The following is a 14109-nucleotide window of genomic DNA, read 5'->3' on the forward strand; positions in this document are numbered from 1 at the left end:
GAGCCGTGGACGATGACAAAGACACCTTATGATACACTGACTCTGATGCCTGACCGGGCCGTTGTGGTCAGCCTGATTACGCAGCGGACGAAGGAGGAAGGGACCGATCCGGACTATTCGTTGGAGGAGCTCGTACAGCTTGCCGATACCGCGGGGGTAGAAGTGAAGGAAAGGTTGGTGCAGCACCGGGAGAAGCCGGACCCGCGTTTCTTCCTCGGCAAGGGGAAAGTATTAGAGTTGCGCGGGCTTCTTCAGAAACATCAGGCCAATACGGCGATTTTCGATCAGGAACTTTCCGGCGCGCAGGTGCGCAATCTCGAGGAGATGCTGGATGTCAAAATCATTGACCGGACCCAGCTGATCCTCGATATTTTTGCCCAGCGCGCCAAGACGCGCGAAGGGATCATTCAGGTGGAGCTCGCCCAACTGACGTATTTGCTGCCGCGCCTTTCCGGGCACGGCAGAAATTTGTCGCGCCTGGGCGGCGGCATCGGCACGCGGGGGCCGGGCGAGAGCAAGCTGGAGACCGACCGGCGCCATATCCGCCGGAGGATCGGCGAGTTGAAGCGACAGCTTGCGGAAGTGACGCGGCACCGCAAATTGCATCGGACGCGGAGGCAGGAGAACGGCGTCGTTCAATTGGCGCTGGTAGGTTATACCAACGCGGGCAAATCGACGCTCCTCCGCGCTTTGACCGACGCCGATGTGCTGGTGGAGAACCGGCTGTTCGCCACCTTGGACCCGACCTCGCGGGTGATGAGACTTCCGAGCGGCAAGGAGGTCGTCCTAACGGATACGGTCGGTTTTATTCAGCATCTTCCACATGATCTGGTCGCCGCTTTCCGCGCGACATTGGAAGAAGCGAATGAAGCCGATCTGATTTTGCATGTGGTGGATGCCTCATCCGCGGCGCGGTTGGAGCAAATGGCGGTGGTGGACCGGATTTTGGAGGAGTTGGGAGCCGGGAACAAGCCTAGGCTCGTCCTGTACAACAAAATCGACTTATGCGAGCCGGAGCAATTGGAGATGCTGCCGGCCGTGAAGGATGCGCTGAAAATCAGCGCTTTGAAGGAGAGCGACATGGACCGGATCCGGGAGTCGGTCCAGCAATTCCTCTCCGGCGGAATGCGTTCTTTCCGCATTCCCGCTTCGCGCAGCGATTTAACTCCCATTGTGTACAAAATCGGGGATGTGATTGCGCAGCACTGCGAGCAAGAGGACATGGTTTACTCGGTGAATGTGAATCAGGAGGATTTTCTTAAATACGGTTATCTTCTCGCTCCTTACACCATCCCGGCACATGAGTGTCCGATAAATGAGAGGTAAAGTAACTTAAGGGGAGAGGTAAAGTCATCATGGCGGTATTCGCGGAAAAAATAGTTCAATGGATTGAAGCGGCAGAGCAACGGGTTGAGTTAAAATACCGGGAGATTGACCGGATCGTCGATCGCAATCAGTGGAAGGTCATCGAAGCGTTCCAGAAATATCAAGTGAGCGATTTTCATTTTTCCGGTTCGACCGGGTACGCTTATAACGACCGGGGGCGCGAGGTGCTGGACCTTGTCTACGCGGAAGTGTTCGGGGCCGAGGCGGCGCTGGTACGCCCGCATTTTGCGTCGGGAACGCATACGATCGCGACCGCGCTGTTCGGGATGCTGAGGCCGGGAGATGAGCTGCTTTATATCACCGGCCGTCCTTACGATACGCTGCACAAGGTCATCGGCAAACCGGGGGATGGGACGGGCTCCTTGCAGGATTTCGGGATCCGTTACGATGAAGCTGCTCTTCTGGCCGACGGATCGGTCGATTGGCAGGCCGTCGCCGCCAAGGTGAACGACAGGACCAAAGTTATCGGCATTCAGCGTTCCCGCGGGTATGACTGGAGAGACTCTTTTACGGTTGAGCAGATCGGCGAAATGGTCAGTAAGGTAAAAGAGCTGAAGCCGGACTGTCTCGTCTTTGTGGACAACTGCTACGGCGAGTTTACCGAGGAAGTGGAACCGACCCAGGTTGGGGCGGATCTGATCGCGGGTTCACTGATCAAAAATCCGGGGGGTGGACTGGCCGAAACGGGTGGATATATTTGCGGACGAGCCGAGCTGGTACAGCGGGCGGCTTACCGTCTGACGGCGCCGGGAATCGGCGCCGAGGTGGGCGCGATGCTGGGAACGACCCGGGGGATCTATCAAGGGCTGTTTCTCGCTCCCACCACGGTTGGACAAGCCTTGAAAGGCAGCGTCCTGGCGGCGGCGGTATTCGAACAGGCCGGCTTTGAAAGCCGGCCCGGCTGGAACGCCAAACGGACCGATCTGATTCAAGCCATCGCCTTCAGCGGTCCGGAGCAGCTGATCGCCTTTGTACAAGGGATCCAACGCGCCGCGGCCGTGGATGGTCACGTCGTTCCCGAAGCGTGGGATATGCCGGGGTACGAGCACCCGGTCATCATGGCGGCGGGAACCTTTATCCAGGGCGGAAGTCTGGAACTTTCGGCGGATGCTCCGATTCGCGAGCCCTATATCGCATATATGCAGGGCGGCTTGACCTACTCTCATGTGAAATTCGGTCTACTAACGGCACTGCAGACGATGTTGGAGCGGAATCTCATATAGTTGACATGCCATCCAAATATCTCTGTAAGTATTTCTAACATACCTATTGACATGTTAGGATAGTTGACATAGAATAGAGCCATGATTAATTTACTGGAAGGTTGAGAGCGATGAGTGACGAAATTCGCAGAAACATGGCCTTGTTTCCGATCGGTATCGTTATGAAGCTAACGGATTTAACGGCTAGGCAAATTCGTTATTACGAACAGCATCAACTGATCGTGCCCGCCCGGACATCAGGGAATCAACGGTTATTCTCCTTCAATGACGTCGAGCGGTTGCTTGAGATCAAAGGCTTGATCGACAAAGGCGTCAACATTGCCGGGATCAAGCAGGTCATGAATCCGATGAACAAGGATTCCGGTGAAGCAACGATCATCACGAAGGATACGGAAGAGAAGCGAAAGGAAATGACGGATTCACAGCTTTATCGTATGTTGAAACAGCAGCTCATCACAGGGAAAAGACCGGGTCAGGTTTCTTTGATCCAAGGGGAGCTGTCCCGCTTTTTCAAAATATAAACGTAGGGAGAGGTTATCTTGAGTTACTCAAAAGAAGACATTTTACGCATTGCCAAAGAAGAAAATGTTCGTTTTATCCGATTGCAATTTACCGACCTGTTGGGAACGATCAAGAACGTGGAAATTCCCGTCAGCCAATTGGAGAAGGCGCTTGATAACAAGATGATGTTCGACGGTTCGTCCATCGAAGGCTATGTGCGGATTGAAGAATCGGACATGTATCTCTTCCCTGACCTGGATACTTGGGTTATCTTCCCGTGGGTTGCCGAAGATCGCGTAGCCCGTTTGATTTGCGATGTATACATGCCTGACGGCACGCCGTTCGCCGGGGATCCTCGCGGCATTCTGAAGCGCGTGCTGAAGGAAGCCGAAGAGATGGGGTATACGTCGATGAACGTCGGCCCGGAACCGGAGTTCTTCCTGTTCAAAACCGACGAGAAGGGCAATCCAACGATGGAATTGAACGACCAAGGCGGTTATTTCGATTTGGCCCCTACGGATCTCGGGGAGAACTGCCGCCGCGAAATCGTTTTGACGCTCGAGGAAATGGGCTTTGAAATCGAAGCCTCTCACCATGAGGTGGCCCCGGGGCAGCACGAAATCGACTTTAAATATGCCGACGCCATCAAGGCGGCGGACCAAATTCAAACCTTTAAGCTCGTCGTCAAGACGATTGCGCGTCAGCATGGCCTGCATGCGACCTTTATGCCGAAGCCGTTATTCGGCGTGAACGGTTCCGGGATGCACTGTCACCAATCCTTGTTCAGAGGCGATGTCAATGCTTTCTACGACGAGAGCGATACGCTCGGCCTGAGCAAAGAAGCCCGTCATTACATGGCCGGGATCTTGAAGCATGCCCGCGCTTTTGCCGCCGTCACGAATCCGACCGTGAACTCGTATAAACGTCTGGTTCCGGGCTATGAAGCGCCGTGCTATGTGGCTTGGTCTTCCAGCAACCGCAGTCCGATGATCCGGATTCCGGCATCCCGCGGCCTCAGCACCCGTGTCGAAGTGCGGAACCCGGACCCTGCCGCTAACCCGTATCTGGCGCTGGCCGTTATGTTGAAGGCCGGTCTCGACGGCATCAAGAACGAACTGCCGCTCGTGGATCCGGTAGACCGGAACATCTATGTGATGTCTGAAGAAGAGCGCGTGGAAGAAGGCATTCCAAGCCTGCCGTCCGACTTGAAGGAAGCGCTCGGCGAATTGATTCGCAGCGAGATCATTACCGAGGCGCTCGGCGACCATGCCTTGACTCATTTCTATGAACTGAAAGAAATCGAGTGGGACATGTTCCGCACGCAAGTCCATCAATGGGAACGCGATCAGTACATGACATTATATTAATCGAGGAATCCCTTGGGGCCGTAGGCTTCAGGGGATTTTTTGTTAGGGGGCATTTGGCGGGGAGACGGTAAGGATTAGGGGTTTCCCCTATTTTGCCCCCCCGTTAAGCCACACCCGTAAGCCAGCCGGACTTTGCATTTTTGTAACCCGTAATAAAAACATCAGCATACATATAAATCTAGTGCCCTCATCAGATAACCTTGGTAACATAGAATTTCTGCATATCTGCATGTTTTTTTCTTGTTCGGAACATAAATTTAAAAATTCCTGCCATTCTGCAGGTATTTTGAACGAAACCGGCTCGTTTCTCTAAAATCGCTAGAAAAACATGCAGATTCGCATCTTTTTCGCATTCCCTCGGGTATCGGCCATAAATACCTGCAGATTTGCATCTCTTTTAAGTTGGAAGGGGTGGAATGTTCACTAGGCAGGGGAGAGCACTGGATATACTTATAGGCAACTGATGTTAACGTCGTCGTCGTCGTGTACTCGTTACTTCGAACGTAGGAGTTGTTTGAATACAACGTAATCCGTCCGCGTGCTAAACGGTTCCTTGTTGTTATTTTGTTTATTAATTGCTTATTTGGCGGACCAGATATGACGGGGGTTATCTCGCATCGTATTTAACTCCGCGACTGATGAAAATCAAGCTTTTGGGCATGCTAACGCCAAGGAGCTGATGCGATATGGTGTTCGCTTTGAAAAAATACCACCGGCGCAGACTTTGGCTGAAAAAGATCTGGCGGGAAGAACGTTCCGGCATGAAGCGGTATTTACCGCAAGACGATTTGACGACGGTCTAACCAGCCAACACTAAAAAAGGCTCCCCGGCTAAGGGAGCCTCTTCATCATACCATCTAGAATAAATTAGTGCAGGTCGCGGAATAATCCGACGACTTTGCCGAGAATAACCACATTCTTGAGCCGGATTGGTTCCATCGTCGAATTCTCGGGTTGGAGGCGGATATGGTCTCTCTCTTTGTAGAAAGTCTTCACCGTCGCCTCGTCATCTTCCGTCATCGCCACGACAATATCGCCGTTGTTGGCCGTCTGCTGCTTACGAACGATCACATAATCCCCGTTGTGAATCCCCGCCTCAATCATACTGTCTCCGACGACGGAAAGCATGAAGATTTCACCGTCCGAGGAGTATTGCTGAGGTAACGGGAAGTAATCTTCAATATTCTCGGTTGCCGTAATCGGCATGCCGGCGGTAACCTTGCCGACAACCGGAACCCGGGTCACGCTGTGGGCGAACATACCGAGCGAATCGGATTCTTCTTGTCCCAGCAGCTCGATGGCCCGCGGTTTGGTGGGATCCCGGCGGATAAATCCCTTCTTCTCCAAACGGTCCAGATGCCCGTGTACGGTAGAGCTGGAGGCAAGTCCGACCGCTTCGCCGATCTCGCGTACCGAAGGAGGGTAACCCTTCATTCGAACTTCGTTGCGTATAAATTCCAAAATAGCCTGTTGTCGGCTGGAAACCTTGGACATAACGATCATCAACCCCATTAGTAACGTTTGGAAAAATTATAACATAGAACTACCGTTCGTACAAACATAAGTTCTAAACGTTTCTATTAAATACGAACAATTGTTCTAAAAAACTATTGAATCAAACAAGTGTTCGTGTTATATTGATATCAGAAAACAAGAACATTTGTTTGGGAGTGATCGATATGCCAAGATATACTACATACCAAAGTATTTATAATAAGCCGGTTGCCCGCTCTTGGAGGGATGCCTTCGGTTTTTCTTCGGTGGAATGGACCCGGCGCATGATGAAGATTGTGTTTCTACTGATTTTGTTGACGATGACCGGTACGGGAGTGGTTTCCGCTTTTGCCGCCGCCAAAGACGGGGATTCTCATGTCAAGGAAACCGTCATTGTTACGCCGGGAGACACGCTATGGGAGATTGCGGTTGCTCATAAGCCGCGGGGGAAGGATACGCGTGTGTATGTAGAGGCTATTAAGCGGGCGAACGGATTAGCCGTGAGCGATATTCATCCTGGGGACATGCTCGTTATCCCGGATTGATTCCGATAGGCGTGGCTTGTTTAACGGCTTTCTAACCTTGTTTATATATAAGTCCTGTTTTGGTGACTATAGATGACTATATATATGAAGAAACTGAAAGAGCTTGGATTAAGGGCCGCCGCCTTGACAAGCTCTTTTTCTCATGTCAAAGTAAGAATTGTTGCCTTAAGAATAAGGATGACCAGACAGGAGGAAATAAAGTGGATATAGATACATTGGTAAAGCGAATCAATGAATTGGCCCGAAAAAACAAGACGGAAGGTCTGACGGAGGATGAAAAGCTGGAACGGGCACAGCTCCGGGAAACTTATTTGCAGAACATCCGGAACAATTTCCGCCAACAGCTGGAATCGATTGAAATCGTGGATAAATAATGCCGGCCGCAAGGCCTGGCTTACATAAACAATAGGTGTAGGAGGAAAGTTCATGGCTTCATTTGACAGGAAGGTTGAACGCAATCGGGTTCGTATGAACAAGAAAGGGAAGGGGCCTAGCCGGATCGGCGGCGGAGGGCAGGATCCCCGGTATTCGTTAGGGCCCAAAGGGGAAGGCGAGGTGTTTAGGGGAAGAAATATCCTGCTTCCGGGAGTTCTGGTTTTGCTGGCTCTCCTTTATGCGGTCGTGGGGCTGATCGGCAACGCTTCGGAAGTCAACTCGATGTTGTTCTGGGTCACCATTGTTCTTTATCTGATCTTGGCGTTGACGATTTTTCTCAGAAAGCCTTATTTGCGGATTCATAAAGGCTGGCTGTATACGTCCAAATTCAACAGAGACCGCGCGTTGGAAGCTAACAACATCAGTAAAATTAAGGTGGGCCGCGGGAAAATCACGATTATTCCGAAAAGCAAAGACGTCAATTGGGTGTTTTACCGTATGCGCAACCGTTTTGATACAGAGGCGATGGGGGAACGTTTGGAGCAGTATGCCAAACTGCATCATGTGTCCTTTGAGAAGGGATAGGGGATAGCGTAGATAAATATAACATCGGTTTTTCACAATTTTGGGGGAGCGTGTGAAGATATGTCCATTAAAGCGGTATGTTTTGATTTGGATGACACCTTGTTGTGGGATGAGCGCAGTATTAAAGAAGCGTTTGAAGCGACCTGCCTAAAAGCGGGTGAAGCGGCGGGGATTGATCCCGAAGCCCTGGAGGAATCGGTCCGCAAGGAAGCCAGAGCATTGTACGAATCCTATGAAACCTTTCCGTTCACCAAAATGATCGGGATCAATCCGTTTGAGGGATTGTGGGCGACCTTCTCGGCGGGGGAGCAGCCGGAATTCCGCCAGCTGGAACAACTCGCTCCCGTCTACCAAAAGGAGTCCTGGCGCCGCGGCCTAAAGGGGATCGGTGTGGAGAACGAGGCGCTCGCCGGGGAATTGGCCGCGCAGTTCGGCAAGGAAAGACGTTCCCGCCCTCATGTGTATGAAGAAACCTTCCGCATTCTCGACGAATTGAAGGGCAAGGTGAAACTGCTTCTGTTAACCAACGGTTGTCCTGCCCTTCAGCAGGAAAAGCTTGACGGTGTGCCGGAACTGTCGCCTTACTTTGATGAAGTTATCATTTCCGGATCCTTCGGGAAAGGAAAGCCCGATCCGTCGATTTTCCGCCATGCACTGGAACTGCTGGGCGTGGAGCCGCAGGAAAGCTTGATGGTCGGCGACAAACTGACGACCGACATCTGCGGCGGACTGAGCGTGGGGATGGTCACGGTTTGGGTCAACCGGCATGGACGCAGCCGTACCGACGAAATTGTGCCGGACTACGAAATCAAACATTTGGCGGAACTGCATGACATCATCGCGAAATACGCTTGAGGGTTTTGAAAAGAATCGAGTGTAGGGAGGAAAGCGCCATGAACAAAAGGAATGGTGTTTGGATCATCACTTTGACCCTGCTGTTTGCGGTGTTATTAAGCGGATGCGGCAAATCGAAGGGGACGGACCATCATGCGGCGACCGATGCCGATGCGCTTGAACCGATTAAAGTGGAGCTTCAGATAAGTCCCGCTGAAGTGGCCGCAGGGGAGCCGGTCAAGTTCGAAGCCAAGGTCACCCATCAAGGTGAGAACGTGGACGATGCCAAAGAGGTTATGTTTGAATACTGGAAAGACGACACGCCGGAGGGTGAACACAACAAGGAAGTCGTTGCCGGCTCGGGCGAAGGGATGTACGTATTGGAGAAGACATTCGAAGAACCGGGTACATACCATGTCATTTCCCATGTGACCGCTCGGGATCAGCATTCCATGCCATCGAAGGAATTTACGGTAAAATAGTCCGCTTTATAAAAACAGGCTGCTTCCATGACGGAAGCAGCCTTGTTTGCGTTTTAGTCAAGTGCTCGACTTACTTTTGAAAGGCAGGGTCTTCATAAGGGTGAGCGATCCATCCGTCTTCCTCGACAAAGAGACGGACGGCCACTACTTTACGTTCATCGGTCAGAGTAAAGAAGTGAGGCGTGTTTTCCGGTACGGAAATCAAATCGCCCGGGACCAGATTGACATCAAAGTAACCGGTCTGCTCGTCTCCCTTGATAATGAACGTACCTGCCCCGGATACGATGGCCCGGATCTCGTCTTCCGAATGAGTATGGATCTGTTCGAATTTGGCCAACAGTTCTTCGATGTTCGGCGTCGCTTCCGAGAGGGTGATCACATCCCAGGTACGGTAACCGCGGCGTGCGGCGAGATCTTGAATCTCGGACTGGTAGGCTTCCAGGACGGCCGCCTTTTGCTCGTCGGTCAGCGAGAAGTTTTCACGCAGTTCATGAGGGAGTTTTTCGGTATCCCAATGTTCGTAGATTACTTCATATTTGTTGAGGAAATCACGAACCTTTTCTTCACCGGAAATAATTTCGTTCGTTTTTCTTATTCTTATTTCGGCCATAGGATTACCCCGCTTTCTGTTGAGTTTGATTGAATTATAGCTGATCGAGCCGCCGTTGTCGACCTTTTCTTTTCATCTAAAAAGCTGGATTGATCAAGGGAGGGCGCGGGTTAGCAATTTTATGATCTCCCTTTCCTTAGGCGCTTTAATCTGATAAACTAAAACTTAACGTTTTACGGGAGGGAACAGATCATGAGTAAACCAGGCTTGGAATCTTTAATAAAAGAACGAATATTGATCCTTGATGGAGCGATGGGAACCATGATCCAGCAAGTGGACCTCAAACCTGAAGATTTTGGAGGAGAGGAACTGGACGGTTGTAATGAAATATTGGTGCTTACCCGTCCGGATGTCATACAAACGATTCATGAACAGTATTTGGAAGCAGGGGCCGATCTGATCGAAACGAATACGTTCGGCGCCACTTCCGTCGTACTTGCTGAATATGATTTACAGGATCGTGCCCGTGAGATTAATTTGGCGGCCGCGCGCCTTGCTATCGCCGCGGCCGAGAAATACAGCACCCCGGACAAGCCTAGATATGTTGTTGGTGCGATCGGTCCGACGACGAAGACGTTGTCGGTAACCGGCGGCGTTACTTTCGATGAATTAACGGCCAGCTACCAGGAACAAGCCGTCGCCTTGATCGACGCGGGGGTCGACGCGTTGATGCTGGAAACGTCGCAGGACACCCTGAACGTTAAAGCGGGGAGTATCGGGATAAAGCGGGCATACGAGTCGACAGGCAAAAAACTGCCGCTGATGATCTCGGGAACGATTGAGCCGATGGGAACGACGCTGGCGGGCCAGAATATCGAGTCCTTCTATATTTCCCTGGAACATTTAAAACCGATATCGGTTGGGCTCAACTGCGCAACGGGTCCGGAATTTATGCGGGATCATATCCGCACGCTCGCGGAAATGGCCAAGGCGGGGGTCAGCTGCCACCCGAATGCCGGACTTCCGGATGAAAACGGAAACTATCATGAGTCGCCGGATTCGCTTGCCCAGAAGATGGCCGCTTTTGCGGAACAGGGCTGGCTCAATATCGCCGGCGGCTGCTGCGGGACGACACCGGCCCACATCGCGGCCCTTGCGGACAAAATGTCGCATTATCGTCCCCGCGATATCGAAGGGAGCCATCCGCCGGCGATTTCCGGGATTGAACCGGTCTATATCGAGTCGGCGAACCGGCCGTATATGGTCGGGGAGAGAACGAATGTTCTCGGTTCGCGTAAGTTTAAGCGTTTGATCGTGGAAGGAAAATATGAGGAAGCGTCGGAAATCGCGCGTGCCCAGGTCAAAAACGGAGCTCAGGTAATCGACGTTTGCGTGCAGGACCCCGACCGTGACGAAGCCGAGGATATCAAGTTGTTCCTGGAGCTGGTCGTCAAAAAGGTCAAAGTGCCGCTGATGATCGATACGACGGATCCGAAAGTGCTTGATTTGGCGCTCAGTTACTGCCAAGGCAAATCGATTATTAACTCCATTAACCTTGAAGACGGCGAGGAGAAGTTTGAAAAGGTGACTCCGCTGATTCATAAATATGGAGCCGCCGTCGTCGTAGGAACGATCGATGAGCGGGGTCAGGCGATCACGCGCGAAGACAAGCTGGAGGTGGCGAAACGGTCGCACGATCTGCTCGTGAACAAATACGGGCTGAATCCCGAGGATTTGATCTTCGACCCGCTTGTGTTCCCGGTCGGCACCGGCGATGAGCAATATATCGGTTCGGCTAAAGAGACGATCGAAGGGATTCGCCTGATTAAAGAGGCGCTGCCATTGTGCCATACTGTGCTAGGCGTCAGCAACGTGTCCTTCGGCCTGCCGGAAGCCGGACGCGAGGTCCTTAACTCCGTATTTTTATATGAATGCACCAAAGCAGGGCTGGACTACGCGATCGTAAACACCGAAAAGGTGGAACGCTATGCCTCCATTCCGGAAGAAGAGCGGCGGCTGGCTGAAGAGCTGATCTACAACACGAACGACGAGACCTTGGCCGCATTCGTCGCGGCGTTCCGCAACAAGAAAGTGGTGAAGCAGGAAAAAGCCGTGCATCTCTCGCTGGAGGAACGTCTGGCTTCCTACGTCGTGGAAGGAACGAAAGACGGGCTGATTCCGGACCTGGAAGAAGCGCTGAAAAAATACAGTGCGCTCGAGATCATCAACGGACCGTTGATGGCGGGGATGGAAGAGGTCGGCCGCCTGTTCAACAACAACGAGCTCATCGTAGCCGAGGTGCTGCAAAGCGCGGAGGTTATGAAAGCCTCGGTCGCGTTCCTGGAGCCGTTCATGGAAAAGAACGAATCCTCCGTTAAGGGGAAAATTTTGCTGGCAACGGTAAAAGGCGATGTTCATGATATCGGAAAAAATCTGGTGGAGATCATTCTGTCCAATAACGGTTACCACATCGTGAATTTGGGTATAAAAGTACCACCGGAACGTATTATTGAAGCTTGCAGGGAAGAGCTTCCGGACGCGGTAGGTTTGTCGGGTTTGCTGGTGAAATCGGCGCAGCAAATGGTGACCACCGCCCAGGACTTACGCAATGCGGGGATCGATGTCCCGATTCTCGTCGGCGGGGCGGCTTTAACCCGTAAATTTACCAGAACTCGGATTCGTCCGGAGTACAATGGGCTGGTGGTATACGCCAAAGATGCGATGGACGGGCTGGATCTGGCCAATAAGCTGATGGATCCGTCGCACCGTGAAGAAATCCGGAAGGATATCGAGGCTGAAAAAGATGCCGATGCCAAAGCCGTTCCTGCGGCACCGCTTCCGGAATTAAGCCGGGCCGTCCGCTCGAATATCTCGACCGATGCCCCTGTGTTTATTCCGCCGGACCTGGACCGGCATGTGCTGCGGGATTATCCGATCAATCATATTATTCCGTACATTAATATGCAGATGCTGCTCGGACATCACCTGGGTCTGCGCGGTTCGGTGGAGCAATTGCTCGCCCAAGGGGACGAAAAGGCCGTTCAGCTTAAAGAAACGGTGGATGAAATTTTGCGGGATGCCGCCGGTAAAGGAATTATCCGGGCTCAGGCGATGTATCGTTTCTTTCCGGCCCAATCGTCCGGGAACGATATTATCATCTACGATCCCGCGGATAATACCCGCGTTCTCAAAACGTTCACATTCCCAAGGCAGCGAGTCGAACCTTTTCTCTGTCTTTCCGACTTCCTAAAATCGGTAGACAGCGGTATGATGGACTATGTCGGGTTCCTTGTGGTCACGGCCGGCCAGGGAGTGAGGGAGCTTTCGGAAGAGTGGAAAGCCAAGGGGGATTACCTGCGTTCGCATGCCCTTCAGTCGGTGGCGCTGGAAACCGCCGAAGCTTTGGCGGAACGCGTGCATCATATCATGCGCGATATCTGGGGCTTCCCGGATCCGCCGGAAATGACGATGAAGCAGCGCCATGGCGCGAGATACCAAGGGATTCGCGTATCTTACGGATACCCGGCCTGCCCGGATCTCGAGTATCAGCAGCCGCTGTTTGAATTAATGAAGCCCGAAGATATCGGGATTCAATTGACGGAAGGCTTTATGATGGAGCCGGAAGCGTCGGTGTCGGCGATGGTATTCGCCCATCCGCAGGCCCAGTATTTTAACGTAGATAAAGCTTAACTTACTCCAGTCTGCAAACCCTCCGAGCTTTCGGAGGGTTTTGGCGATTGAAACGAAAGAACGCCATACCATGTCAGGGCTGGGGAAACCGACGGATTAGCGTCCGGATAGGAGGTAATGCGATGGAGTTGTATTTTTTGGGAACGAATGCCGGAGTACCTTCGCTGGAAAGAAACGTAACTTCGCTTGCGCTTCGGTTGCTGGACGAGCGGCGATCCTTTTGGCTGTTTGACTGCGGTGAGGGGACGCAGCATCAAATTCTCCGCTCTCCTTTAAAGCTGAGCAAGCTGGAGTGTATATTTATCACCCATTTGCACGGTGACCATCTCTTTGGGCTGCCCGGTTTGTTGTCCAGCCGCGCTTATCAGGGCGGGGATACGCCTTTAAAGTTATACGGCCCGCCGGGGTTGAAACAATTCGTTCAGATGGCGCTCGATCTGAGTGAATCGCGAATTAATTACAAGCTGGAGATTTTGGAGCATGAAGGCGGACGGCTTTTTGAGGACGAAACGTTCCTTGTGGAAGCCGCAAAGCTGGATCACCGGATAACGAGTTACGGCTACCGGGTGACCGAGAAGGATCTTCCGGGCAAACTGGATATCGACCTTCTCAGAAGGCACGGGATCGAGCCAGGCCCCTTGTTCGGGAAATTGAAGAAAGGCGAAAGCGTGACTACGCCGGAAGGCCGCATCGTACATCCTGCGGAGGTGCTCGGGAGCCCCAAGCCGGGAAGAGTCGTCACGATCTTGGGCGATACACGCCCTTGTCCGGCTGTCGTACCTTTGGCGGAAGGGGCGGATGCGCTCGTTCACGAGGCGACGTTTATGCATGATCTGGCCGAAACGGCGTTCACCTATCATCACAGCACGGCGAGACAAGCTGCGGAGGCGGCCAGACAAGCCGGGGTGAAAAGCCTGTACCTGACCCACTTCAGTTCGCGCTATAAATACGAGGATCAGCTTCAGCAACTGCAGCGGGAGGCGCAGGCGGTGTTTCCGAATGCGCATCTTGCCAGGGAACATGAATTGTACCCGGTCAAAAGAGGCGGGGAATAGGGAATCGCGGCCGATTTATTTT

The 14109-nt window shown here is 52.5% G+C and carries 13 protein-coding genes; 11 read left to right on the forward strand and 2 right to left on the reverse strand.

Annotation, left to right across the window (positions count from 1 at the left end; all coding sequences use genetic code 11):
• Positions 1–12: 12 nt before the first annotated feature.
• The 4 genes from hflX to glnA all read left to right on the forward strand — a co-directional run bounded on the left by hflX (position 13) and on the right by glnA (position 4477).
• A complete protein-coding gene (hflX, locus tag LBW89_RS03090; RefSeq protein WP_225038436.1) occupies positions 13–1326 on the forward strand; it encodes a GTPase HflX in 1314 nt (437 codons plus the stop codon).
• A gap of 29 nt (positions 1327–1355) precedes the next feature.
• Positions 1356–2609 (forward strand): aminotransferase class I/II-fold pyridoxal phosphate-dependent enzyme, encoded by a 1254-nt coding sequence (locus LBW89_RS03095; protein ID WP_148452390.1) that lies wholly within the window; start codon positions 1356–1358, stop codon positions 2607–2609.
• A 110-nt stretch (positions 2610–2719) separates the two neighbouring features.
• The gene (locus tag LBW89_RS03100; RefSeq protein WP_148452392.1) at positions 2720–3130 is read left to right on the forward strand and encodes a MerR family transcriptional regulator; all 411 of its coding nucleotides are present in this window, start codon (positions 2720–2722) and stop codon (positions 3128–3130) included.
• A gap of 18 nt (positions 3131–3148) precedes the next feature.
• Positions 3149–4477, forward strand: coding sequence for a type I glutamate--ammonia ligase (gene glnA, locus LBW89_RS03105; RefSeq protein WP_148452394.1), 1329 nt, complete (start codon positions 3149–3151; stop codon positions 4475–4477).
• A gap of 867 nt (positions 4478–5344) precedes the next feature.
• On the opposite strand, the gene lexA is transcribed toward glnA, so the two are convergent.
• Positions 5345–5971 (reverse strand): transcriptional repressor LexA, encoded by a 627-nt coding sequence (lexA, locus tag LBW89_RS03110; RefSeq protein ID WP_148452396.1) that lies wholly within the window; start codon positions 5969–5971, stop codon positions 5345–5347.
• Between the two features lie 185 nt (positions 5972–6156).
• Between lexA and LBW89_RS03115 the strand changes: the two genes are divergently transcribed.
• From LBW89_RS03115 to LBW89_RS03135, 5 genes are all read left to right on the forward strand, one after another.
• Positions 6157–6516 carry a LysM peptidoglycan-binding domain-containing protein gene (locus LBW89_RS03115; protein WP_213504024.1) on the forward strand — a complete coding sequence of 120 codons (360 nt, stop codon included), beginning with the start codon at positions 6157–6159 and terminating at the stop codon, positions 6514–6516.
• 200 nt (positions 6517–6716) lie between these two features.
• Entirely contained in the window at positions 6717–6890 is a 174-nt protein-coding gene (locus LBW89_RS03120; RefSeq protein ID WP_148452401.1) for a DUF896 domain-containing protein, read from the forward strand.
• A gap of 52 nt (positions 6891–6942) precedes the next feature.
• A complete protein-coding gene (locus LBW89_RS03125) occupies positions 6943–7476 on the forward strand; it encodes a hypothetical protein (protein WP_225038437.1) in 534 nt (177 codons plus the stop codon).
• Positions 7477–7536: 60 nt separating this feature from the next.
• Complete coding sequence (locus LBW89_RS03130; RefSeq protein ID WP_225038438.1) at positions 7537–8331, forward strand: HAD family hydrolase; 795 nt, start codon at positions 7537–7539, stop codon at positions 8329–8331.
• A 38-nt stretch (positions 8332–8369) separates the two neighbouring features.
• A complete protein-coding gene (locus tag LBW89_RS03135) occupies positions 8370–8792 on the forward strand; it encodes a FixH family protein (RefSeq protein ID WP_225038439.1) in 423 nt (140 codons plus the stop codon).
• Positions 8793–8862: 70 nt separating this feature from the next.
• On the opposite strand, the gene LBW89_RS03140 is transcribed toward LBW89_RS03135, so the two are convergent.
• A complete protein-coding gene (locus tag LBW89_RS03140; protein ID WP_148452414.1) occupies positions 8863–9402 on the reverse strand; it encodes a 1,2-dihydroxy-3-keto-5-methylthiopentene dioxygenase in 540 nt (179 codons plus the stop codon).
• Positions 9403–9594: 192 nt separating this feature from the next.
• Here LBW89_RS03140 and metH point away from each other — a divergent pair, with 192 nt between their 5' ends.
• Both metH and rnz read left to right on the forward strand, forming a co-directional pair.
• Entirely contained in the window at positions 9595–13032 is a 3438-nt protein-coding gene (gene metH / locus LBW89_RS03145) for a methionine synthase (RefSeq protein ID WP_225038440.1), read from the forward strand.
• A gap of 122 nt (positions 13033–13154) precedes the next feature.
• The gene (rnz, locus tag LBW89_RS03150) at positions 13155–14087 is read left to right on the forward strand and encodes a ribonuclease Z (protein ID WP_225038441.1); all 933 of its coding nucleotides are present in this window, start codon (positions 13155–13157) and stop codon (positions 14085–14087) included.
• Positions 14088–14109 lie beyond the last annotated feature (22 nt).

Source organism: Paenibacillus sp. alder61 (assembly GCF_020179875.1).
In the GTDB taxonomy this organism is placed as follows: Bacteria; Bacillota; Bacilli; order Paenibacillales; family Paenibacillaceae; genus Fontibacillus; species Fontibacillus faecis.